Genomic DNA, 22,941 nt, shown 5'->3' on the forward strand with positions numbered 1-22,941 from the left:
ACGGAGAGCGCGACCCATGGCCCAGGCCCACGCTGAAGCCCACGCCAAGCATCACGATTATCATCTCGTCGACCCGAGCCCGTGGCCGGCCGTCATCTCGGTCTTCGCCTTCGTGCTGGCCGTGGGTGCCGTGTTCTGGATGCACGGCCAGCTCACCTCGCTGGTCATGATCGTCGGCTTCATCGGTGTCGTCTACACGATGATCGTCTGGTGGCGGGACATCATCCGCGAGGGCGAGTACCAGCACGCGCACACGCCAGTGGTGCAGCTGCATCTGCGCTACGGCATGATCCTGTTCATCGCTTCCGAGGTGATGTTCTTCGTCGCGTGGTTCTGGGCCTTCTTCGACGCGTCGCTGTTCTCCGGCGAGGCGATCAACTACAGCCGCGCCGAGTTCACCGGCGGGCACTGGCCGCCGACCGGCATCGAGACGTTCAATCCGTGGCACCTGCCGCTGCTGAACACGCTGATCCTGCTCACCTCCGGCACCACGCTGACCTGGGCGCACCATGCGCTGGTGCATGGCGACCGGCAGAGCGCGAAGTGGGGCCTGTGGCTCACCGTCGGCCTCGGCTTCCTGTTCTCGCTGCTGCAGGGCTATGAATACAGCCACGCCGAGTTCGCCTTCTCCGGCAACATCTACGGCGCGACCTTCTTCATGGCGACCGGCTTCCACGGCTTCCACGTGATCGTCGGCACCATCTTCCTCGCCGTGTGCCTGGGTCGCCTCTATGCCGGCCACTTCACCCCGACCCACCATTTCGGGTTCGAGGCCGCGGCCTGGTACTGGCACTTCGTCGACGTGGTGTGGCTGTTCCTCTTCACCTTCATCTATGTGTGGGGCAGCGCCGGCGCGCCTCACTGAGGCATCGCCGAGATCGGATCGAGGGCGGCTCCGGCCGCCCTTTTTCGTTTGGCCCGCGACGGATTGGCAATTTCCAAGCACGGGTCAACGGGAGTACAAGCCGCACATGGACCTTCAGCCTTTTCATACCGGTGTCTCGCCCTATCAGGCGGGGCTGACCTGCCGCTGTCCCCGCTGCGGGCGGGGCAAGCTGTTCAACGGCTTCCTCACCGTCGCGCCCGCCTGCACCAGCTGCGGGCTGGACTACAGCTTCGATGACTCCGGCGACGGTCCGGTGGTCTTCATCATCCTGGCGGCGGGCAGCCTCGTCGTCGGCCTTGCGCTCTGGGTCGAGCTTGCTTTCGCGCCGCCCTTCTGGGTGCACGCGCTGCTGTGGACGCCCTTGGTGCTCATCTCGACGCTCGGCCTGCTGCGCCCCCTCAAGGCCACGATGATCGCCCTGCAATATTCCAAGAAGGCCTCGGAGGGGCGGCTCGACAAGGGTGGCGCGTGAGCGCTGCGTCCACCGAGCCGGCGCCCAGGCGCCGCAAGTCGCCGTTGCGCAAGCTGCTGCCGGCGGCTCTCGTCGTTCTCGTCGCGTTCGGCATCCTTGTCGGCCTGGGCACATGGCAGCTTGAGCGCCTTGCCTGGAAGCAGGATCTCGTCGCCAAGGTCGAAGCGCGGATTCACGAACCGGCTCAGGCCGCGCCGGCGGAGGCGGACTGGCCGGAGATCAATTTCGAGGACCACGAGTATCGCCACGTCGCGGCGCAGGGGCGCTTCCGCCATGATCTCGAGGTACAGGTCTACGCGCTGGTCGATGCCGGTCCGGACGGCTCGGGCGGGCCGGGCTATTGGGTCGTCACCCCGCTGGTGATGGCCGATGGCGCCACCATCCTTATCAATCGCGGCTTCGTCCCGCTCGATCACCGCTCCCCGTCCAGCCGCCCCGAGGGGCAGGTGGACGGGCTCGTGACGGTGACGGGCCTGCTGCGCATGCCCGAGGATTCCAGCATGTTCACGCCGGAGAACGAGCCGGCCAAGGACAGCTGGTTCTCGCGCGATCCGCTGGCGATCGCCGGGGCGAAAGGAATGCTGCGCACGGCGCCTTTCCTCATCGACGCGGATGCCACGCCGAACCCCGGTGGGCTGCCGGTCGGCGGGCTCACGCGGATCGCCTTCCCCAACCGCCACCTTGAGTACGCGCTGACCTGGTATGGTCTTGCGGCGACGCTGCTCGCCGTCTTCGCCGCCTATGCCTGGGGCCGGCTGCGGCGAGGATGAGTGTGCGCTCATACGCTTCCCGCAAGCGCTTGCTTGCCTATGTCCGGCGCCGCCACTAGTTTGCCGCCGAATTCTCCAGCGGAGGCGCGCGTGCGCTACATCTCCACTCGCGGCGAGGCTCCGGTGCTCGCCTTCTCCGATGCGCTGCTTGCGGGCCTTGCGCGCGACGGCGGTCTGTATGTGCCGGATGTCTTCCCTTCGCTCTCCGCGCAGGAGATCGCGCTGTTCGCCGGCCGCTCCTATGCCGAGGTGGCGGGCAAGGTGATCGCGCCCTTCGTCGACGCGGCTTTCGCGCCGAACGTTCTGAAGCCGATGCTGGAGGAAGCCTATGCGAGCTTCCGCCACCCGGCGACGACGCCGCTGGTGCAGATCGCGCCGAACCGCTTCGTGCTGGAGCTGTTCCACGGCCCGACGCTCGCCTTCAAGGATGTGGCGATGCAGCTGCTTGGCCGCATGATGGACCATGTGCTGACCGAGCGCGACCAGCACGCCACCATCGTCGGCGCCACCTCCGGCGACACCGGCAGCGCCGCCATCGAGGCGTTTCGCGGCCGTGCCCGTACGGATGTGTTCATTCTCTACCCGCTGGGCCGCGTCTCCGAGGTGCAGCGCCGGCAGATGACGACGGTGCCGGATGCGAACGTGCACGCCATCGCGGTGGAGGGTACGTTCGACGACTGTCAGGCGCATGTGAAGGCGCTGTTCAACAATCACGGCTTCCGCGACCGGCTGCAACTGGCCGGCGTGAACTCGATCAACTGGGCGCGCATCGTCGCGCAGGTCGTGTACTACTTCGTCGCCGGAGCGGCGCTGGGCTCGCCCCATCGCCCGGTGTCCTTCGTGGTGCCGACCGGCAATTTCGGCGACGTGCTCGCCGGCTATGTCGCCAAGCGCATGGGACTGCCGATCTCGAAGCTGACCATCGCCACCAATGTGAACGACATCCTCGCCCGCACGCTCGCCACAGGGCGCTATGAAGTGACGGGCGTGGTGCCGTCCTCCTCGCCCTCAATGGACATTCAGGTGTCGTCGAATTTCGAGCGCGTGCTGTTCGAGGCGCTGGACCGCGATGCCGGCGCGCTGCGCGGGCTGATGGCCGGTCTCAGCCAGTCCGGCGCCTTCTCGCCGCCGAACGCGGCGCTGGAGGCGATCCGCGCCGATTTCGACGCCGGCCGTACCGATGAGGCGCAGACCGCCGCGACCATTGCCCGCGTGCGCCGCGAGACGGGCTATTTGCTCGATCCGCACACCGCCGTTGCGGTTTCCGTGGCCGAGCGCATCGCGCACGACCCGCGCGTGCCGCAGGTGGTGCTTGCCACCGCGCATCCCGCGAAGTTCCCCGATGCGGTGGAGCGCGCCGTCGGCGAGCGCCCGGCACTGCCGCCGCATCTCGCTGACCTCCTGGAGCGGCCCGAGCGCACGCCGATGCTGCCGAACGACATAGGGGCCATCGAGGCCTATATCGCCAAGCATGCCCGCGCAGCGGAGCATGTGGCATGAGCGGAGAGTCGACCGGCATTCCGCGCATCACCAGTCTTGAGAACGGCGTCACCGTCATCACCGACGCGATGCCCCATCTCGCCACCGCTTCCCTCGGCATCTGGGCCGGCGTGGGCGCGCGCGACGAGCGGCCCGACGAGCATGGCATCTCGCATCTGCTGGAACACATGGCCTTCAAGGGCACGCGCCGCCGCTCGGCCCGCGCCATCGCCGAGGAGATCGAGGCGGTCGGCGGCGACATCAATGCCGCCACCAGCGTCGAGCACACCAGCTACAATGCCCGCGTGCTCGCCGAGGACGTGCCGCTGGCGCTCGACGTGCTGGCCGATATCCTCACCGAGCCGGCCTTCGATCCGGAGGAGCTCGAGCGCGAGCACAATGTGATCGTGCAGGAGATCGGCGCCGCGCTCGACACGCCCGACGACCTGGTGTTCGACCTGTTTCAGGAGCGGGCCTTTCCGAACCAGCCGATCGGCCGTTCGATCCTGGGTACGCCGTCGACCGTGCGCTCCTTCGGTGCCGACAGGCTGCGGACCTATCTCGGGCGCAACTACCGCGCGCCCAAGCTCATCGTCTCCGCCGCCGGTGCGGTCGAGCACGATCAGGTCGTCGCGGAGGCGGGACGCCTTCTCGGGGGGATCGCGGGTGACGACAAGCCCGCGCCGCTGCCCGGCCGCTATGAGGGCGGCACCGAGATCGGCGGGGGACGTGAGCTCGAACAGGCGCATCTGCTGATCGGGCTTGAGGGTGTGTCCTATCGCGACCCGGCCATCCATGCGCTGCAGGTGTTCACCAATGTGCTGGGCGGCGGCATGTCCTCGCGGCTGTTCCAGGAGGTGCGGGAGGCGCGCGGGCTTTGCTATGCCGTGTATTCCTTCCACTGGGGCTATGCCGATACCGGCCTGTTCGGGGTCTATGCCGGGACCGACGGCGGCGATGTCGGCGAACTGGTCGACGTGGTGATCGATCAGATCGAGGAGACGGTCGAGGGCATGAGCGCGGTCGAACTCGCCCGCTCCAAGGCGCAGGCCAAGGTCGGCCTGCTCGCGGCACTGGAAAGCTCCGGCGCGCGCGCCGACCAGCTGGCCCGGCAGATGCTCGCCTTCGGCCGGCCGATCCCGCTGGAGGAGATCGTCGCCAAGCTGGAGGCGGTGACGCTGGAGGATGCCAAGGCCGCAGGGCGTAGCCTGATCGCACGCGGAAGGCCCACTTTCACCGCTCTTGGCCCCGGAAAGCCTCTTGAATCCGCCGCGCGCATCGCGGAACGTCTGAAGGCTGCGTAGTTCCGTACCACGGCTCCAACCGATGGCCCTGTTCCGAACGGTTTCCTGGCCCGAGCCGCCCGCGCTGATCGAGGGCGACGGGCTTGTGCTGCGTATGCCGCATATGTCGGACTTTGCCGCCTGGTCGTCCTTGCGGGAGCAGAGCCGCGCCTTCCTGACGCCATGGGAGCCGTTATGGCCGCCCTATGATCTCACGCGCGGCTCCTTCCGTCGGCGGATGCGGCGCTACGTGAGGGACGTGCGCGAAGACAACGCCTATCCCTTCCTGATCTTCCGCGCGACCGACCGGGTGCTGCTCGGCGGCCTGTCATTGTCCAATGTCCGGCGCGGAGTCACGCAGACGGGCAGCCTTGGCTACTGGATGGGCGCCCCGCATGCCGGCAAGGGCTACATGACCGCTGCGGTGCGGGTAGTGCTGCCCTACGCCCACAACGTGCTGGGTCTTCGCCGCATCGAGGCGGCCTGCCTGCCCGCCAACACGCCTTCGATCCGCCTGCTGGAGCGGACCGGCTTCCGGCGCGAAGGCTATGGGCGGGAATATCTCTGCATTAATGGGACGTGGCAGGACCACCTGCTGTTCGCGCGCCTGAACAGTGATCCGATTGCGCGTGCGAACGGCGGCGAGACTGCTAGTTTAGTGCCGTTCGAAAGTGGAAATCAGTTGAGCGACGGGCTCTAATCTGGAACTGCTAAAAGATGCGGGGCCGATATCCGCCAATATGCGTTTATGTGATCGACGTATAGGGTTTTCCAGATTGACGACGGAATGGATTGGCGCGAGAAAGTAAGTGAAAGGCAGAGTTTAGAATAATTCTAAATGGCTGGCCACTTCGGTTTCGCGTCTCGATGATCGTCTGTTCCTGCAATGTGCTCTCGGATCGGCAGATCCGCAACGCGGTGTCGGACACGCAGCAGGCCGTGCGCACGGCGGGCCAGGTCTATCGGTGCCTCGGCTGCAGCGCCCAGTGTGGCCGCTGCGCGCGCACCATCCGCAAGCTGATCGACGATGTGAATGCGGCCGGTTGCGGCGGCTGCCCGCGTGAATGCCCCGTGCAGAGCCACAATCACGGGCAGAACCACACGCATTCTCCCGCTCATGGCCATCCTGCGATCGTCGCCGCGGAGTAACATGCCTTCCGGCGGCAGGTGGCTGGTCTGTTGAGGAGGTGAGATAGGGCAGTACGCGTGCCTGTCAGCCCTTGAACGTTTCTTGGAACCGTTCTAAAAAATCTCCAGTGCACTCGAACTGGAGAAATCGCAGCCATGAAGGGCGATCCGAAGGTCATCGAATATCTCAATCGCGGCGTCCGCTCGGAGCTGACCGCGATCAACCAGTACTGGCTGCATTTCCGCATGCTGGACAACTGGGGCTACAAGAAACTCGCCGCCAAGTGGCGTGCGGAGTCGATCGAAGAGATGCACCATGCGGATCGCTTCATCGACCGCATCCTGTTCCTCGACGGCTTTCCGAACCTGCAGGTGCTCGACCCGCTGCGCATCGGCCAGGACGTGAAGGAAGTGATCGAGTGTGACCTCGCCGCCGAGGTCGAGGCCCGCGCGCTCTATCAGGAAGCCGCGACCTATTGCGAGACCGTGCAGGACTATCCGAGCCGCGACCTGTTCAAGGCGCTGATGGCGGATGAGGAAGGCCATATCGACTTCCTCGAGACCCAGCTTGACCTGATCGACAAGCTCGGGCTCCAGCTCTACGCGCAGCACCATATCGGCGATCTCGACGACTGATCTCGTCGCAGCCGCGCGTTTTCAGGAGGGCCGGTCCATTGACCGGCCCTTTTTTCTGTCGGTGGCTTGGCAACAGCGGCTTACTTTAGACTGGCTCTGAACTTGATTCATTCTAAGCTATTGCGATAACAACTCTTTTTATTGACCATACCTTCCCCGTCCAGTACCGCCCCTAGCGAACCTAACGTCAATTGGGGTTGTCGGCTCGCCTTGGAGCCGTAGACGGAGGAGACGGGAATGAACCGCTGGCACCTAATCTCGCGCCGCGCCGCGATGGTCGGTCTTGTCGCCGCGAGCTCTGCCTTCGCGCCGATCGCGGCGCAGGCCGAGGAAGTGGTGAATGTCTACACCACGCGCGAGATCGCGCTTGCCCAGCCGCTGTTCGACGCCTTCAGCGAAAAGACCGGCATCAAGGTGAACAGCGTCTTCGTCAAGGAAGGCCTCGCCGAGCGTGTGAAGGCGGAAGGCGCGGCCTCGCCCGCCGACGTGCTGATGACCGTCGACATCGGCAACCTGATCGACCTCGTGGACCAGGGCGTGACCCAGCCGATCAAGTCCGAGGTGCTGGAGAAGGCGATCCCGGCCAATCTGCGCGGCGCCGACGGGCAGTGGTTCTCGCTGTCGATGCGCGCGCGTGTCGCCTATGTCTCGAAGGACCGGGTGAAGCTCGACGCCATCAACTACGAGGATTTCGCCGATCCGAAGTGGAAGGGCGAGGTCTGTATCCGTTCCGGCAAGCACCCCTACAACACCGCGCTGGTTGCCGCCTATATCGTCCACCATGGCGAGGAAGCCGCGCAGAAGTGGCTGGAAGGCGTGAAGGCCAATCTTGCCCGCAAGGCGGCCGGTGGCGACCGTGACGTCGCCCGCGACATCCTCGGCGACCTTTGCGACGTCGGTCTCGCCAATTCCTACTATGTGGGCCTGATGCGTTCCGGCAAGGGTGGCCCCGAGCAGGAGAAGTGGGGCGCGGCGATCAACGTCATCCTGCCGACCTTCACCAATGGCGGCACCAATGTGAACGTCTCGGGCGCCTCGGTCGCCAAGTCGTCGCCGAACAAGGCGAACGCGGTGAAGCTGCTGGAATTCCTGGTCTCGCATGAGGCCCAGGAACTCTACGCCAAGGCGAATTACGAGTATCCCGTGGTTCCCGGCGCGCCGATCGATCCGATCATCGCGGCGTTCGGGCCGCTCAAGGTCGACAATCTCGACCTGCTGACGATCGCCAAGGCCCGCAAGGCGGCGGCGAACCTCGTCGACAAGGTCGGCTTCGACAATTGATCCTCCGCCCTCATGGGCGTATTCGCTCCCCCGCGTGGCCGCCCGCCGCTCGGGGGAGTTCTGCGTTGAAGGCATTCGGGAGCGCCACGCCACGATGATGACGGCTGCAGTCATCTCCCGCAGCGGGTCGGCCGGTGGAGCGCGTGTGCTGCGCTGGGGCGCGGGCGCCGTGGCTGTCCTCGTCCTGCTGCCGCTCGCTGCCCTACTGTGGAGTGCGGCGCAGGGTTCCGGCGATCTCTGGCCGCACCTGGTCCGGAATGTGCTGCCGCATGCGCTGATGGAGACCTTTCTCCTCGCGCTCGGCGTCGGCCTGCTTGCCGGCACCATCGGCACCGGCACGGCCTGGCTGGTGGCGACCTGCCGGTTCCCTGGCCGCGGCGTGTTCGAATGGGCGCTGCTGCTGCCCCTCGCCATTCCGACCTATATCCAGGCCTTCGTCTATGTCGATGCGGTGCATCCGCTCGGGCCGATCCCGACCGCGATCCGCGCGATCCTCGGCATTTCCAGCCCACGCGGCCTGTGGCTGCCGGAAGTCCGCTCCTTGCCCGGCTGCATCGTGCTGCTCGGCCTCGTGCTCTACCCCTATGTCTATCTTACCGCCCGCGCGGCCTTTCTCGTGCAGGGCTCCTCGGTGCTGGAGGCGGCGCGCACGCTGGGTTCCGGCGCGACGGAAACGTTCCTGCGCATCGCCCTGCCGCTGGCGCGCCCGGCCATCGCGGTCGGCGTCACGCTGGTGCTGATGGAGACGGTGAACGACGTCGGTGCCTCCGAGTTCCTCGGCGTGCAGACGCTGACCTTGTCGATCTATTCGACCTGGCTCAACCGCTCCAGCCTGCCCGGCGCGGCGCAGATCGCCTTGTTCATGCTCGCCGCCATGTTCGCGCTGGTGCTGCTGGAGCGCTGGGGGCGACGCCATCTCAACGTCGCTAACGTTGGCGCCCGCGCCCGGCCTCCCGTGCGCCGGCAGCTGGCGCCGGGTGCAGCGGCGCTGGCCATCATCGCCTGCTTCCTGCCGGTGGCGCTGGGCTTCCTCGTTCCCGCCGGCCATCTCCTGCACATGGCATGGCAGCGCCTCATATTCCACGGCATGCCGGCCATGGTGCTGCACGAGGCGGGCAACACCGCGCTGTTCGCCGCGCTCGGCACCTCGATCGCGCTCGGCGGCGGTCTCGTCGTCGCCATCGCACGGCGCACCGGCGCACTGCGCTCAGGGCTGGTGCCGCGTCTGGCAGGGCTGGGCTATGCCGTGCCGGGAACCGTGCTGGCGGTCGGCCTGCTGGTGCCGCTCGCCGGCTTCGACAATGTCATCTCATCGCTCAGCACGCAGTTCTTCGGCGTCCCGACCGGGCTGCTGCTGTCGGGCTCCGGCGCGGCGCTGATCATCGCCTATGTGATCCGCTTCCTCGCTATTCCGGTCGGCGGGCTGGAGGCGGGCTATGGCAAGATCGGCACCACCATGGACATGGCGGCGCGCAGCCTCGGCGAGCGACCGGGCGGGGTGATCCGCCGCATCCATCTGCCGCTGCTGCGCCCGGCGCTGGGCACGGCGGCGCTGCTGGTCTTTGTCGACTGCATGAAGGAACTGCCGGCGACGCTGATGCTGCGCCCGCTGAACTTCGAGACGCTGGCGAGCCACGTCTATGCCGAGGCGGCGCGCGGCACCTATGAGGACGGCTCGGTCGCCGCCCTCCTCATCGTGCTGGTGGGCCTCGCCCCGGTGATCCTGCTGGCACGGCTGAGCCGCCCGCAGCATGACTGAGCCGCGGGCCTGCGGGCTTCAGTCCGCAAGCTGCGGCAGGTCGCGATAGAGTTCCAGCGACTCCGGATTGGCCAGCGCCTCGGTGTTCTTTACCGGGCGCCCATGCACCACCTCGCGCACGGCGAGTTCGGTGATCTTGCCCGAGCGGGTGCGCGGAATGTCCGTTACCGCGACGATCTTGGCCGGCACATGGCGTGGTGAGGCGCCGACACGGATCTGCGTCTTGATGCGCTTTTCCAACTCGATGTCGAGGACGACGCCCGCCTTGAGCCGGACGAACAGCACGACGCGCACATCGTTGTCCCATTCCTGGCCGATGGCGATGGCCTCGACGATCTCCGGCACCTGCTCGGCCTGGGCGTAGATCTCCGCCGTGCCGATGCGCACGCCCTGCGGGTTCAGCGTCGCGTCGGAGCGGCCATGGATGATGATGCCGCCATGCACGGTCCACTCCGCGAAGTCGCCATGGCACCACACGTTCGGGAAGCGGTCGAAATAGGCGGCGTGGTACTTGGCGCCGTCCGCATCGTTCCAGAACATCACCGGCATGGACGGGAAGGGCTTGGTACAGACCAGTTCGCCGCGCTCGCCCTCCACCGGCTTGCCGTCGTCCGACCAGACCTCGATTGCCATGCCGAGGCCCGGCGCCTGAATCTCGCCCTTGTAGACCGGCGCGGTGGGGTCGCCGAGCACGAAGCAGGAGACGATGTCGGTGCCGCCCGAGATCGAAGCGAGGTGAAGGTCCGACTTGATCGCCTCATAGACATAGGCGAAGTCGGCCGGCGCCAGCGGCGAGCCGGTCGAGGTCAGCGCCTTCAGCACTGAGAGGTCGTGCGTCTCGGCGGGCTTGAGACCTTCCTTGCGCAGCGAGTCGATGTACTTGGCCGAGGTGCCGAACAGCGCGAAACGCTCCTTCTCGGCATAGTCGAACAGCACCGAGGGGGAGGGCGCGAAGGGCGAGCCGTCGAACAGGCAGAGCGTGAGGTCGCTGGCGAGCCCGGTGACCAGCCAGTTCCACATCATCCAGCCGCAGGTGGTGAAATAGAACAACCGGTCGCCCGGATGGAGGTCGCAGTGCAGCCGGTGCTCCTTGATGTGCTGCAGTAATGTGCCCCCGGCCCCGTGCACGATGCATTTCGGCACGCCCGTGGTGCCGGAGGAGAACAGGATGAAGATCGGATGGTTGAACGGCAGCCGCTCGAAGGTCAGCGGCGCCGCCTCGTAAGGGGCGATGAAGTCGTCGAGCGAAACGCCGTTCGGCAGCGTGGCCGCTACCTCCTGCGCCTCACCGAGATAGGGCACCACGACGGTGCGCACGGTTTCCGTGAGATGCGGCACAACATTCCGGAGTTTGTCACCGATGGCGACGCGCTTGCCGGCGTACCAGTAGCCGTCGCAGGCGAAATAGACCTTGGGCTGGATCTGGCCGAAACGGTCGAGGATGCCGCGATCGCCGAAATCCGGCGAGCAGGAGGAGAAGATCGCGCCGAGCGAGGTTGCCGCCAGCATGATGGCGATGGTCTCGGGCAGGTTCGGCATGGTGGCGGCAACACGGTCGCCCACGCCGACGCCCGCCGCGCGCAGTGCTTGCTGCAGGCGGGAGACCAGCGCCGAGAGTTCGCCGAAGCTCACCTGGCGCTCGACCTTGTCCTCGCCGCGAAAGATGAGGGCGACGCCCGAAGGATCGCGCGGGCGCAAGAGGTTTTCGGCATAATTCAGCGTCGCCTCGGGAAAGAAGCGTGCGCCGGGCATCCGGTCGGCATCGGCGAGGGCGACGGCGCCCCGCTCGCCGATCACCTCACCGAGATCCCACACCTGTTCCCAAAACAGGTCGGGCCGCAGGATCGACCAGGCATGGAGGTCGCGGTAATCCTTCAGGTCGGTGCCATGGCGGGCATTGGCGTCCCGGATGAACGCGCTGATGGCGCTGGCAGCGATGCGCTCCGGGCTGGGAATCCAAAGCGCGTCCTCATTGGTCACTGCCATCCGTGCCTCCCTCATCCCGAGCGCCGGCCGTTCTTCGCGACGCGCACGGCGCTGATACCGTAATGCGGCGATTCATAGCGTCCGCCTCGCGCTCTGTCAGGCCATCAAACAGACACAGAGGCGCAAGATGTTGCGGGCAACCAAGGATACTCGCCCTAGCGGTCGCTCCCCCGCTTGCGCAGCCCTGCTGCCGTGCGGTACGTCGGATCAGGGGCATCGTGCGACATCTGATGAGAAAACTGGTTCCCATCTTCCTGCTGCCCGTGATCGTGGCGCTCATCGGTGCCGCGGTGGCGCCGAAGCTTGCCTCGGAACAACGCCTGCATGCCGAGGCGACAGCGCTGCTGCGGCAAGCGACCGGCGTGCCGGTCGGTATCGGAGGCGGCACCAGGTTCTCGGTATTTCCCTGGCCGGCGATCGAGATGGATGACGTCGCGGTCACCGAGGGACCGGTCCAACTGGCGGCGCCGCGGGTGCGCATCGTTCTCAGCCTCCTGCCGCTGCTGACGGGACAGGCGCGCGCCGACTACATCGAGCTCATGTCGCCGGACGTCACGGTGACGGAGGCGGGTCTCGGCCTCGATCCCCTGTCCGCCGTCTTCCTGCGTCTGGCCTCGGGCAAGTTCGCCGCCGACGTCTATCTCACCGATGGCAGCCTCAAGATCCTCCAGGAGGGGCGGTCCGAGACGCTCGTGCCGCGGGCAGATTTGCATGTCGCCGTCCGCGGCGGCGTCGACGCGGCCGTATCCGGCACGGTCGTCTGGCGCGGCGAGCCGCTGGAGGTCGATCTGAGCATTGGCTCGCTCGGCGCTTTGGCCACCGGTGGCGCCGGCCGGCTGCGGGCGAAGGTCGCCGGTCCGCCGGTGGAACTGGCCTTCGATGGCGCGGCCCGGCTCGCGGGTGGTCCGGTCGCGGAGGGGGCTCTGTCGGTCGAGACGCGGCAATTGCGCACCATGCTGGAATGGCTGGATCTCGACGCACCGGCCGAGCACGGCTTCGGCCCGTTCGCGCTCAGCGGCCGTGTGCAGATGTCGCCCCAGAGCGCTGCGCTGGCCGAGGCCCGCATCGAACTTGACGGCAATGTCAGCGAGGGGGGATTCACCCTTCGACTTGAAGGCGGCCGGCCGGTCGTGCAGGGATCCCTCGCCAGCGACAGGATCGACCTGACCCCCTACGGCCAGCTGGCGATTTCCGATCCGGACAGTGCGGCGTGGAACCATGATCTGTTCGATCTCGGCCGACTGACCAAGCTCGATCTGGACCTTAGGTTGTCGGCTTCGCAGGTGCGCGCCGGCTCGGCCCGGCTCGACAATGTCGCGGCCAGCGCGGTCGTGAAATCCGGCAAGCTGATATTGGCGATCGGTGAGGCGGAGGCCTGGAACGGGCTGTTCCGTGCCGCGCTCCAGCTTTCCCCGAACGGGCACGGCGGCACCGAGACACGTATCGATCTCGCGGCCGAGAACGTGGCTCTGGCGCAGGCGCTGGGGGACGTGTTCCGCATCCAGCGCCTGGAGGGCGTCGGGTCGTTCCGCTTTGCCGCCGTCGGCGCGGGCGCAAGCATCGCCGAGGTCGTTGGCCGCCTGAGCGGCACGTTCAACCTGACCGGCCAGTCCGGCGCGCTGGTCGGCATCGACGTCGGCCGGGTGCTGTCGCGGCTGGAGCAGCGACCGCTCTCGGGCTCGATGGATCTGCGCGGCGGGCGCACGAGCTATGACCGCATCGGCATCGACGCGTCCATTCGCGACGGCATCGCCCGGCTCGGCAAGCTGGATGTGGAAAGCGCGCGGATGCGCATTTCCGTCGGTGGCGAGAGTTCGATCGCCGAGCGCGACCTCGACTTCATCGGCGTCGCCCAGCTGATGGCGCCGGCCAAGAGCGGCGTCGATCCGGCCGCGTCCTTCGAACTGCCGTTCATCGTGCGGGGAAACTGGGACCAGCCCATCGTTCTGCCCGATCCGCAGGCGCTGATCCGCCGCTCCGGCGCGGCCAAGCCGCTGTTCGGCCAGCCGCGCGCGCTCGGGGTCGCCGGCCAGCTTCCCTGAGCCGTCGCGCCGAACCTACTCCGCCAGCACGCGCGTCGAGGGGAAGGTGATCTCGACGATGGTGCCGACATCCACCGCGCTGCGAATGTTGAAGCTGGCGCGGTTCGCTTCCGCCAGGGCCTTGGTCAGGGGCAGACCGAGCCCGGTGCCGCCGGAGCCGGCGCGGCCGGAGGTGGCGATCTGCCGGAACGGCTCCATCGCGACCGTGATGTCCGCTTCCGACATGCCAACCCCGGTGTCGCGCACCCGCAGCACGACTTCGCCATCCTCGGTGAAGGCGGTCGACAGGATGACCTGGCCGCCCGGATGGGTGAACTTCACCGAATTCGAGACCAGGTTCAGCACGATCTGGCGGATCGAGCGCGCATCGGCCACCACAGGGGGCAGGTCCGAGGCGAGCGAGGAGCGGATGATGATGCGCTCGCGGTTCGCCTGCGGCTGCATGATGCCCATGCACTGCTGCACGATCTCGTTCAGCGACACGCTGGTGAAGGACAGATCGAGCTTGCCCGCCTCGATCTTGGACAGGTCCAGAAGATCGTTGATCAGCGAGATCAGGTGTCCGCCCGAGGCGTGGATGTCCCGGAGATAGTCGCGGTAGCGCTGGTTCTCGATCGGGCCGAAACGCTCCTCCATCATCACCTCGGAGAAGCCGATGATGGCGTTGAGCGGGGTGCGGATCTCGTGACTGATCTTGGCGAGGAAGTCGGACTTCGCCATGTTGGCCCGCTCGGCGAGACGCTTGGCCTCGGTGAGTTCCTCTTCGGCACGCTTCCACTGGGTGATGTCGCGCAGCACCGCGCAGAACTTGGCGGAGCCCTCGCCGACGCGGCCGATGGTCATGAACAGCGGGATGAGCCCGCCCTCGCGCACGCGCCCGATCACCTCGCGCCCGTCATTGAGCACGCTGGCGACGCCGTTGGAGGCGAGGCCGTCGAGATAGTCCACCGCGGCGCGCTGGCTCTCGGGTGCGAACAGCAGGGTGAAGTTCTCGCCGGTGATTTCCCGCGCCTCGAAGCCGAACAGCGCCTCGGCCGGATGGTTCACGCTGAGGATCGTGCCGGCGGCGTCGATGAGGACAACGCCATCCGTCGCCGTGTCGAGGATGGCGCGCAGCTCGCGGGTCGCGTTGTCGGCCTCGTGCAGGGCGAATTCCGCCTGCCGCAACCGCTCTGATGTAGCCGTATCGACGCGGCGCAGGACGTAGAGCATCGCCGGGCCGCCTTCCCAGGGGGTGGACATCAGGCGGGCTTCGACGGCGATGGAGTGGCCGGTCGCGGTGATCAGGGTGAGCGCGCGGCCTTCATCCTCGTCGTCGGTCTCCTGCGCGCCGCCGAACAGCGTGGCGAGGCCACCGGCGGCCTCCACCGCGTCGAGATCGGCATGGCCGGTCCAGTCGAGCAAGGCACGGTTGGCATAGAGCAGGCGGTCGCCGCGAAACGCCACCATGGCGAGCGGCAGCCGGTCGAGAACCGGGCGCTCGCCCTCTGCCAGCACGCGCTGTATGCCTTCCGGCTCGGGTCGCGAGGGCGGAACTGGAGGAGGCTCGATGACGGTCGGCACCGGGGCATCGACCACCGGCGCAGCCTCCTCGGAGGCGCGCGCGGGCAATTCCTCGACGCCTTCGAGGCGGGCGCCGAGCGCACGGGCGATCTCGCGGAAGGCATTCAGCTCGCCGTTGGACAGGCCTTCCCAAGCGGTGCGCAGGCCCTCGCGCGCCGGCGTGCTGTCTGTGCCGGCCCGCAGCGGAACCACGTTCGGCGAGGAGGGGACAATGCTCAGCGTCACCCGGACCGGCTGCACGGAATCGGCGGTGGAGGCAGGAACATCGGCGGGGGCATGCGGGGGCGTTGCCGGCGATGCGACAGGGGGCTCCGCGGCAGGCGCAACCGGCGCTTCCGGCGGTGGGCTGATGCTGGTCGGGGCAGACGGCACAGGGATGGGCTCGGCGGGAGCCGCCGAGGTCGGCGCGGTGGGACGGAGCGGCAGGGCGGAGGCGGGCTGGCGGCCACGGACAATGCCGAAGCCGCGCATACCGTCGCCGCGCACCGGGGCGCCGCCGAACTCGATGTCGAGCGCATCGCCACGCCCGGTCGGCAGCAGCACCGGCAGATGGTGGAAGCTCGACCCGCCGCGCACCGCCTGATGCAGCGCCGGGGCGCCGAGTTCTTCCCAGTTGCGGCCGGCCAGAGTCTCGGCGGGCAGTTGCAGCGCCTGGGCGAGGCGGGGATCGATGGGGTTGAGCCGGGCGCCGGGATCGGTGCGCCAAGTAAAGCGCAGCGGCAGCGGCTCCGGGCTAGGGCGGCTGTCCGGGGATGGCGCCGGTGTCGCGGGCGGATGGGTCGGGGGCGCCGGCGTGGTCAGCGAGGCCGAGGCCGCCTCGGTGCTGACGAGCAGCAGAGCGCGCGCGCCTTCGGTGGAGAGCAGCGTGCAGGCGAAGGTGGTTGGGGTCAGCCGGCCGGGCAGCCGAAGCCGTTCGAGGCGCGGCGGGCGGCCCGGGCGCAGCGAGGTGGCGAGGCGGGACAGCGTGGCCGCGAACGCATCGGCGGGAGCCGCGGGGCCGAGCAGGGCGCCGCCGGCGGCATTGGCGGCGAGCAGCGATCCGTCGGGGCGCGCCAGTAGCGCCGGCGCGGGCGCGCCGAGAGCGGCGGCGGCGAGCACGCGCAACGCCAGATCGGCGCGGGTCTCTTCCGCGCGCGGCGTTACTGTCGATCGATCCCCGTCCGTCGGTATGCTCATGACCGCCCGATTGTGTCCGTCCGGCGTTGCACCCGGATTGTGGCGCGCCGATGAGCGGCCACGTTCCGGGCAGTCAACCATAATGCGGGCCGCCGCGCGGCGCCACGACGCCTGGCCTCCGTCATGCGGGCTTCGCACTTTCCGGTTAACCGGAAGCGACCAATACCGGTTAACCGCTTGCAACCGGCCCGGGATCTGCGGGGAGGCGTCCCACCCCCCGGATGACGTGGAATTCTGTTGGCGTCGGCCACGGAGTATGTGACTTTAGTCGTAGGCAGCAGCGCGAATAGACCGGCTTCCTCTCGCCGGTACGATTAGTAAATCGACAGCGAGGTGAGCGTGTCATGGCCAACGATCCTAAATTCGAAGTGCCGCCGGAACTGCATACCATCGCCGAGCAGGGTGTCGTTCAGGCCCGCGCGGCCATCGATGGTTTCCTCAATGCGGCGCACAAGGCGCTCGACGATGCCGGTCGGCAGGTCGATGCGGCGCATGATCAGGCGCGCGACATCGGCAAGACCGCACTGAAATTCGCCGAGGACAATATCGCCGCCGGCTTCGATTTCGCCGCGCGTCTTGCCAAGGCGACGACGGTGGAAGACTGGACGCGCCTGCAAGCCGATTACGTCAAGGAACAGTCGGAGCGCCTGGCCGAGCAGACCAAGAAGCTGGGCGATCAGGCCACGAGCACCGCCGCGAAGGCGACGCCCGGCAAAGGCGCCTGACCGGCGCTTGATGATCGGCGTCCGATCGACGGTCGCCGGCGCTCACCCTGGACGGTGGCGGGCGCGTTCCGCGCGGACCCTGAGTCCAAGCGTCAAAAAAATTCGTCGCCTCGGGTTGATTGTGCATTGCAATATGATATTGCATTGCACAAATACGGCGTACGAAAAGACGTACGCGATGACGTATGTGACTTGGGAGGGCTCTTCGAAGCCGCGTCTGCCAAGTCAGGGTGTGGCCGCACATGCGCGGATGCGGCCCACGCCTTTCTGGTCCTGACCCGCGAATGCGAGGAGAAAACCCATGGTTGCTGAGGCCACCACCCCGTCGCCGAAGAAGGCCGCCAAGGCTGCCACCGCTGCTTTCGAGGCGTCCATGCCGAAGATCGACCTGAGCACGCTGGAAGTTCCGGCGGCCGTGCGCGAACTGGCGGAGAAGAGCGTCCAGAGCGCGCGTGAGGCGTATGAGAAGATCAAGGTCAGTGCCGAAGAGACCACCGACCTGCTCGAGGATACCTATTCCACGGCGTCGAAGGGCGTCGCCGAGTATAATGCGGTCGCTCTCGAGTCGCTGCGCACCAATGTGAACGCCGCCTTCGACTTCGTCGGCGCGCTGTTCGGCGCCAAGAGCGTGTCGGAAGCCGTCGAGATTTCGACCGGCCACCTGCGCAAGCAGTTCGACGTGCTGTCCGCCCAGACCAAGGAACTGTCGGTCCTGGCCCAGAAGGTCGCCACCGAAACCGCCGAGCCGATCAAGGCCTCGGTGGAGAAGACCATCAAGAAGGCGTCCTGATCCGTCTTCGAGCTTTGCAAAGCCCGGCCTGTTCTGCAGGCCGGGCTTTTTCGTGCGCGCCTATCCCCGCCGCGGCGCGCGTGCCCTGCCGCATGCCTTGGTTTTGCCCGCGAGCCGGTGTTTTTTCCCGTCCGCACGCCGCTTGACACTCATCAGCCCGCTGCCTATTTCCGCTGCGCCTTTTGGCACTCGTCACATAAGAGTGCTAGCATTATCCGGAACCCAAGTTCATGCGCCATGTCGGCGCGAGACCGGAAGAGCCCGAGGAGCCGTAGATGGCCAAGCTGAAGTTTCGTCCCCTGCACGATCGTATCGTGGTGAAGCGCCTCGACGCCGAAGAGAAGACCGCTGGCGGCATCATCATCCCCGATTCCGCCAAGGAAAAGCCCTCGCAGGGCGAAGTCGTCGCCGCCGGTCCCGGCGCCCGCGACGAGGCCGGCAAGCTCGTCCCGCTCGACGTCAAGGCCGGCGACAAGGTGCTGTTCGGCAAGTGGTCGGGCACCGAGGTCAAGATCGACGGTCAGGACCTGCTGATCATGAAGGAATCCGACGTCCTGGGCATCGTCGGCTGAAGCCGACCCGATAGACCGGACGCAACCCCCATTCAGGAGTAGGCCTCATGGCTGCTAAAGAAGTAAAATTCGGGAGCGACGCGCGCGACAAGATGCTGCGCGGCGTCGACATTCTCGCCAATGCCGTCAAGGTCACGCTCGGCCCCAAGGGCCGCAACGTCGTGATCGACAAGAGCTTCGGCGCTCCCCGCATCACCAAGGACGGCGTCACCGTCGCCAAGGAGATCGAGCTCGAGGACAAGTTCGAGAACATGGGCGCCCAGATGGTGCGCGAAGTGGCCTCGAAGACCAATGACCTCGCCGGCGACGGCACCACCACCGCCACCGTGCTGGCCCAGGCGATCGTCCGTGAAGGCGTCAAGGCCGTGGCCGCCGGCATGAATCCGATGGACCTGAAGCGCGGCATCGACCTCGCCGCCGGCGAGGCCATCAAGGACATCCAGAAGCGCTCCAAGAAGGTGAAGAACACCGACGAAGTGGCGCAGGTCGGCACCATTTCCGCCAATGGCGACGCGTCGATCGGCGAGATGATCGCCGGCGCGATGCAGAAGGTCGGCAACGAGGGTGTCATCACCGTCGAGGAAGCCAAGACCGCCGAGACCGAGCTCGACGTCGTCGAGGGCATGCAGTTCGACCGCGGCTACCTCTCGCCGTATTTCGTCACCAACGCCGAGAAGATGACGGTGGATCTTGAAGATCCCTACCTGCTCATTTTCGACAAGAAGCTCTCCGGCCTGCAGCCCATCCTGCCGGTTCTCGAAGCCGTGGTGCAGTCGGGCAAGCCGCTCGTCATCGTCGCCGAGGACGTCGAGGGCGAGGCTCTGGCCACGCTCGTCGTCAATAAGCTGCGCGGCGGCCTGAAGGTCGCGGCGGTGAAGGCCCCCGGCTTCGGCGACCGCCGCAAGGCCATGCTCGAGGACATCGCCATCCTCACCGGCGGCCAGGTCATCTCGGAAGAGCTCGGCATCAAGCTCGAGAGCGTGAACCTCGCCATGCTCGGCCGCGCCAAGAAGATCGTGATCGAGAAGGAAAAGACCACGATCGTCGACGGCGTCGGCAAGAAGAAGGACATTGAGGGTCGCGTCGCGCAGATCAAGTCGCAGATCGAGGAGACCACCTCGGATTACGACCGCGAGAAGCTGCAGGAGCGCCTGGCCAAGCTCGCCGGCGGCGTCGCGGTGATCCGCGTCGGCGGCGCGACCGAGGTCGAGGTCAAGGAGAAGAAGGACCGCATCGACGACGCGCTCAACGCCACCCGCGCTGCGGTGGAAGAGGGCATCGTCCCCGGCGGCGGCATTGCCCTGCTGCGCGCCAAGAAGGCGGTCGAGAAGCTGTCCTCCGACAACCCGGACATCCAGGCCGGCATCAAGATCGTGCTGAAGGCGCTTGAGGCGCCGATCCGCCAGATCTCCGAGAACTCGGGCGTCGAAGGCTCGATCGTGGTCGGCAAGGTGCAGGAGTCGAAGGATCAGAACTTCGGCTTCAACGCCCAGACCGAGCAGTTCGTCGACATGATCGCCGCCGGCATCGTCGATCCGGCCAAGGTCGTGCGCACCGCGCTGCAGGACGCCGCCTCGATCGCCGGCCTCTTGATCACCACCGAGGCCATGGTCGCCGATCTGCCCAAGCCCGCCGCGTCCGCGCCCGCCATGCCGGGCGGCGGCATGGGCGGCATGGACTTCTGAGGAAGTCCATCCGCTCCTGCGGTTCAAAGTGCTGAAGCCGGGCAAGTCCGGCTTCAGTGGCGGCATGGACTTCGGATCGAGGTCCGGCCGGCGAATAGGGAAGGGCGCGGCGCGAGCTGCGCCCTTTTCATTTGCGCGCCGCTCCCGGACTTCTGATGTGCGCGGGTGCGCGATCGGGTCCACCCTGATCGCCGGGAGGACCGCCAATGGACCAGCGCATCATCGATCTCTATGACCGCTTCACCCATGGCCAGATTGGCCGGCGAGAGTTCATGGACCGGCTCGCGACGCTCCTGGGCTCTGCGGCGGCAGCCATGGCGATGCTGCCCATGCTGACCAACGACTATGCCCGCGCGGCGATCGTCGAGGAGGACGACGCCCGGCTCGATGCCTCGACCGCGAGTTTCGACGTCGGCGGCGCCAGCGTGAGCGGCTATCTCGTGCGGGCGAAGCGCGTCGACGCCAGGCGCCCGGCCGTACTGGTGATCCACGAGAATCGCGGGCTCAACCCGCATATTCGCGATGTCACCCGCCGCATGGCGCTGGCCGGCTATCTCGCCTTCGGTGTGGACCTGCTCTCGCCCGAGGGCGGCACCCCGGCCGACGAGGACAAGGCGCGCGACATGATCGCCGCGCTCGACCGGCCGGCGACGCTCGCCCGGGCGGTGGCGGCGGTGGCGTTCCTCGCCGCTCATCCCGCCTCCACCGGCAATGTCGGCGCGGTCGGCTTCTGCTGGGGCGGCGGGCTGGTGAACCTCTTGGCCGAGGCGAGCCCGGAGCTGAAGGCCGGCGTCGCCTATTACGGCATGCAGCCGCCGCTCGACCGCGTGCCGGACATCAAGGCCGCCCTGCTGCTGCATTATGCCGGGCTGGACAACCGGGTGAACGAGGGCATCGCCGCCTATGAGGACGCGCTGGCGAAGGCGGGCAAGGACTACACCGTCTATGTCTATGAGGGCGCCAACCACGCCTTCAACAACGACGCCAATCCCGCCCGCTACGACGCCAAGGCGGCCGAGCTGGCCTGGACCCGCACCAGCGCCTTCCTTGCGAGGCATCTCGGCGTCCCGCCGCCGGTCGAGACCTGAGCGGCGGATCGCCTGCTCTCAGATCGGCGGCAAATTGAGCCAGCGGCCGGTGGCGCTGAGCACGAGATCGACCGCCAGCGCCGCCAGGATCATGCCCATCACCCGGCTGATGATCGAAGCACCGCCGCGGCCGATGACGCGCGCGAGCGAGCCTGCCGCCAGCATGATGGCGAGCGTCACCAGCAGCACCGCGCTGAAGGTGGCGATGGTGAGCGCGCGGTCGGGGAAATTGTGCCGGGCATTGTCGGTCAGCACCACCGCCGCGAGCATGGCGCCGGGGCTGGCGATGGAGGGAATGGCCAGGGGATAGATGGCGATCTCCACCGGGTTGGTCTCGGCCGGCGCCAGCGCGTCGCCATGGCTGGTGCCGTGGATCATCGTCAGCGCGAACAGGAACAGCACGATGCCGCCGGCGATCTGGAAGGACTCGATGGAGACATCCATCGAGCGCAGCAGCCAGTGGCCGGCCATGGCGAAGAACACCAGCACGCCGAACGAGATGGCCACCGACAGCAGCGCCGCCTTGCGCCGGTTGGCGGCGTCGAGCGTGGCGGTGACGGCCAGGAACACCGGCAGCGTGCCGAGCGGGTCGATGACCACCCACAGGGTGACGAATTCCTGAACGCGTTCAGACCAGTTCATGCCGCACCGCGTCCCTGTCGCTCGCCTGCCGCCCATATCCGCCGCCCCTGCCGAAACCAGGTGGAGGCGGCCATGGTTGCATCGCCGCACGCCGGCCGGCATCTTGCCGCCGCGCCGTGTGGGACGACGCCGCGAGTCGCATAAGAGCCCTTCGATCATGGCCGCTCAACGTCGGAAACCGGATTTTTCACTGGAACGTGCAGCGTGGCTGGCGGGCGATATCCCGGTGGCCGGGGTCGACGAGGTCGGGCGCGGCCCCTGGGCCGGGCCGGTGGTGGCCTGCGCCGTCGTGCTGGATCCCGACCGGGTGCCCGAGGGGCTCGACGATTCCAAGAAGCTGACGCTGGCCCGGCGCGAGCAGCTCTACGACATCATCTGCGCCACGGCGGAGGTCTCGCTCGCCTTTGCCCCGCCCGCGCGCATCGACGGCCACAATATCCGCCAGGCGACGCTCTGGGCGCTGGCCCGCGCCGCCGGCGGCCTGCCGCGCGCGCCGAAGCTGCTGCTGGTCGACGGCAACGACCTGCCGCCGGTGCCCTGCGCGGCGCGCACCATCATCGGCGGCGACGCGATTGTCGCCTCCATCGCCGCCGCCTCCATCGTCGCCAAGGTCACGCGCGACCGGCTGATGGCCGCGCTCGGCCTCGCCCATCCCGGCTACGGCTTCGAGCGCCACATGGGCTACGGCACCCCCGAGCACCAGACCGCCCTCGCCGGGCTCGGCGTCTGCCGCCACCACAGAAGAAGCTTCGCCCCGGTGCGGGAGCGGCTGGAGCAGGAGAACGCGGCGGTGGAGGCGGCGGAGTAGGGGCGTTGACCCATAGCGGACATCGGTTGGGTGCTTGCGGTCCATTTAGTGGGTCTAGAAGGCAAGTTCCTCTAGCAGGTTGCTTCCCGTATTGGCGGTAAATTTCGACTCACGGTAGGTTCCGCGATGGATTGACGGCACAGCTCAAACGACGAGATAAATCATTGAGG

The 22,941-nt window shown here is 67.3% G+C and carries 20 protein-coding genes; 17 read left to right on the forward strand and 3 right to left on the reverse strand.

What is annotated here, in order from left to right:
* The first annotated feature begins 16 nt into the window (after positions 1 to 16).
* The 10 genes from ACO2RV_RS01530 (at position 17) to ACO2RV_RS01575 (ending at position 9,694) form a co-directional block, all read left to right on the forward strand.
* A complete protein-coding gene (locus ACO2RV_RS01530) occupies positions 17 to 865 on the forward strand; it encodes a cytochrome c oxidase subunit 3 (RefSeq protein WP_423289080.1) in 849 nt (282 codons plus the stop codon).
* 106 nt (positions 866 to 971) lie between these two features.
* Positions 972 to 1,358 (forward strand): DUF983 domain-containing protein, encoded by a 387-nt coding sequence (locus tag ACO2RV_RS01535; protein ID WP_423289082.1) that lies wholly within the window; start codon positions 972 to 974, stop codon positions 1,356 to 1,358.
* Entirely contained in the window at positions 1,355 to 2,128 is a 774-nt protein-coding gene (locus ACO2RV_RS01540; protein WP_423289084.1) for an SURF1 family protein, read from the forward strand. Before ACO2RV_RS01535 ends, ACO2RV_RS01540 begins: the two co-directional genes overlap by 4 nt.
* Positions 2,129 to 2,218: 90 nt before the next feature.
* The gene (thrC, locus tag ACO2RV_RS01545; RefSeq protein WP_423289086.1) at positions 2,219 to 3,628 is read left to right on the forward strand and encodes a threonine synthase; all 1,410 of its coding nucleotides are present in this window, start codon (positions 2,219 to 2,221) and stop codon (positions 3,626 to 3,628) included.
* Positions 3,625 to 4,911, forward strand: coding sequence for a M16 family metallopeptidase (locus ACO2RV_RS01550; protein WP_423289088.1), 1,287 nt, complete (start codon positions 3,625 to 3,627; stop codon positions 4,909 to 4,911). Before thrC ends, ACO2RV_RS01550 begins: the two co-directional genes overlap by 4 nt.
* 22 nt (positions 4,912 to 4,933) lie before the next feature.
* A complete protein-coding gene (locus ACO2RV_RS01555) occupies positions 4,934 to 5,590 on the forward strand; it encodes a GNAT family N-acetyltransferase (protein ID WP_423289090.1) in 657 nt (218 codons plus the stop codon).
* Between the two features lie 167 nt (positions 5,591 to 5,757).
* The gene (locus ACO2RV_RS01560) at positions 5,758 to 6,039 is read left to right on the forward strand and encodes a (2Fe-2S)-binding protein (RefSeq protein WP_423289092.1); all 282 of its coding nucleotides are present in this window, start codon (positions 5,758 to 5,760) and stop codon (positions 6,037 to 6,039) included.
* A 135-nt stretch (positions 6,040 to 6,174) separates the two neighbouring features.
* Positions 6,175 to 6,654: a bacterioferritin gene (bfr, locus tag ACO2RV_RS01565; RefSeq protein ID WP_423289094.1), complete on the forward strand. Its 480-nt coding sequence runs from the start codon at positions 6,175 to 6,177 to the stop codon at positions 6,652 to 6,654.
* A gap of 237 nt (positions 6,655 to 6,891) precedes the next feature.
* Positions 6,892 to 7,935 (forward strand): Fe(3+) ABC transporter substrate-binding protein, encoded by a 1,044-nt coding sequence (locus ACO2RV_RS01570; protein ID WP_423289096.1) that lies wholly within the window; start codon positions 6,892 to 6,894, stop codon positions 7,933 to 7,935.
* 97 nt (positions 7,936 to 8,032) lie between these two features.
* Positions 8,033 to 9,694: an ABC transporter permease gene (locus ACO2RV_RS01575; RefSeq protein ID WP_423289861.1), complete on the forward strand. Its 1,662-nt coding sequence runs from the start codon at positions 8,033 to 8,035 to the stop codon at positions 9,692 to 9,694.
* A gap of 18 nt (positions 9,695 to 9,712) precedes the next feature.
* Here ACO2RV_RS01575 and ACO2RV_RS01580 read toward each other — a convergent pair whose 3' ends face one another.
* Positions 9,713 to 11,674, reverse strand: coding sequence for an acetoacetate--CoA ligase (locus tag ACO2RV_RS01580; protein WP_423289863.1), 1,962 nt, complete (start codon positions 11,672 to 11,674; stop codon positions 9,713 to 9,715).
* 236 nt (positions 11,675 to 11,910) lie between these two features.
* Here ACO2RV_RS01580 and ACO2RV_RS01585 point away from each other — a divergent pair, with 236 nt between their 5' ends.
* Positions 11,911 to 13,722 (forward strand): AsmA family protein, encoded by a 1,812-nt coding sequence (locus ACO2RV_RS01585; protein WP_423289098.1) that lies wholly within the window; start codon positions 11,911 to 11,913, stop codon positions 13,720 to 13,722.
* Between the two features lie 15 nt (positions 13,723 to 13,737).
* Here the strand turns inward: ACO2RV_RS01585 and ACO2RV_RS01590 are convergent, their stop codons facing one another.
* On the reverse strand, positions 13,738 to 16,461 hold the full coding sequence (locus ACO2RV_RS01590) for a PAS domain-containing sensor histidine kinase (protein ID WP_423289100.1): 2,724 nt from the start codon (positions 16,459 to 16,461) through the stop codon (positions 13,738 to 13,740).
* A gap of 344 nt (positions 16,462 to 16,805) precedes the next feature.
* Between ACO2RV_RS01590 and ACO2RV_RS01595 the strand changes: the two genes are divergently transcribed.
* The 5 genes from ACO2RV_RS01595 (at position 16,806) to ACO2RV_RS01615 (ending at position 21,321) form a co-directional block, all read left to right on the forward strand.
* The gene (locus ACO2RV_RS01595; RefSeq protein ID WP_423289102.1) at positions 16,806 to 17,186 is read left to right on the forward strand and encodes a phasin family protein; all 381 of its coding nucleotides are present in this window, start codon (positions 16,806 to 16,808) and stop codon (positions 17,184 to 17,186) included.
* Between the two features lie 301 nt (positions 17,187 to 17,487).
* Positions 17,488 to 17,976, forward strand: a complete 489-nt coding sequence (locus tag ACO2RV_RS01600; RefSeq protein ID WP_423289104.1) for a phasin — start codon at positions 17,488 to 17,490, stop codon at positions 17,974 to 17,976.
* A 275-nt stretch (positions 17,977 to 18,251) separates the two neighbouring features.
* Positions 18,252 to 18,548 carry a co-chaperone GroES gene (gene groES / locus ACO2RV_RS01605; RefSeq protein ID WP_183187916.1) on the forward strand — a complete coding sequence of 99 codons (297 nt, stop codon included), beginning with the start codon at positions 18,252 to 18,254 and terminating at the stop codon, positions 18,546 to 18,548.
* Positions 18,549 to 18,595: 47 nt separating this feature from the next.
* Positions 18,596 to 20,233: a chaperonin GroEL gene (gene groL, locus ACO2RV_RS01610; protein WP_423289106.1), complete on the forward strand. Its 1,638-nt coding sequence runs from the start codon at positions 18,596 to 18,598 to the stop codon at positions 20,231 to 20,233.
* Between the two features lie 206 nt (positions 20,234 to 20,439).
* Positions 20,440 to 21,321 (forward strand): dienelactone hydrolase family protein, encoded by an 882-nt coding sequence (locus ACO2RV_RS01615; RefSeq protein ID WP_423289108.1) that lies wholly within the window; start codon positions 20,440 to 20,442, stop codon positions 21,319 to 21,321.
* 18 nt (positions 21,322 to 21,339) lie between these two features.
* Here the strand turns inward: ACO2RV_RS01615 and ACO2RV_RS01620 are convergent, their stop codons facing one another.
* Positions 21,340 to 21,963: a MarC family protein gene (locus ACO2RV_RS01620; RefSeq protein ID WP_423289110.1), complete on the reverse strand. Its 624-nt coding sequence runs from the start codon at positions 21,961 to 21,963 to the stop codon at positions 21,340 to 21,342.
* Between the two features lie 157 nt (positions 21,964 to 22,120).
* On the opposite strand from ACO2RV_RS01620, the gene ACO2RV_RS01625 reads away from it, so the two are divergent.
* Positions 22,121 to 22,771 (forward strand): ribonuclease HII, encoded by a 651-nt coding sequence (locus ACO2RV_RS01625; RefSeq protein ID WP_423289112.1) that lies wholly within the window; start codon positions 22,121 to 22,123, stop codon positions 22,769 to 22,771.
* The last annotated feature ends 170 nt before the right edge of the window (positions 22,772 to 22,941 follow it).

The organism is Ancylobacter sp. VNQ12, assembly GCF_049445835.1.
Taxonomy (GTDB): Bacteria; Pseudomonadota; Alphaproteobacteria; order Rhizobiales; family Xanthobacteraceae; genus Ancylobacter.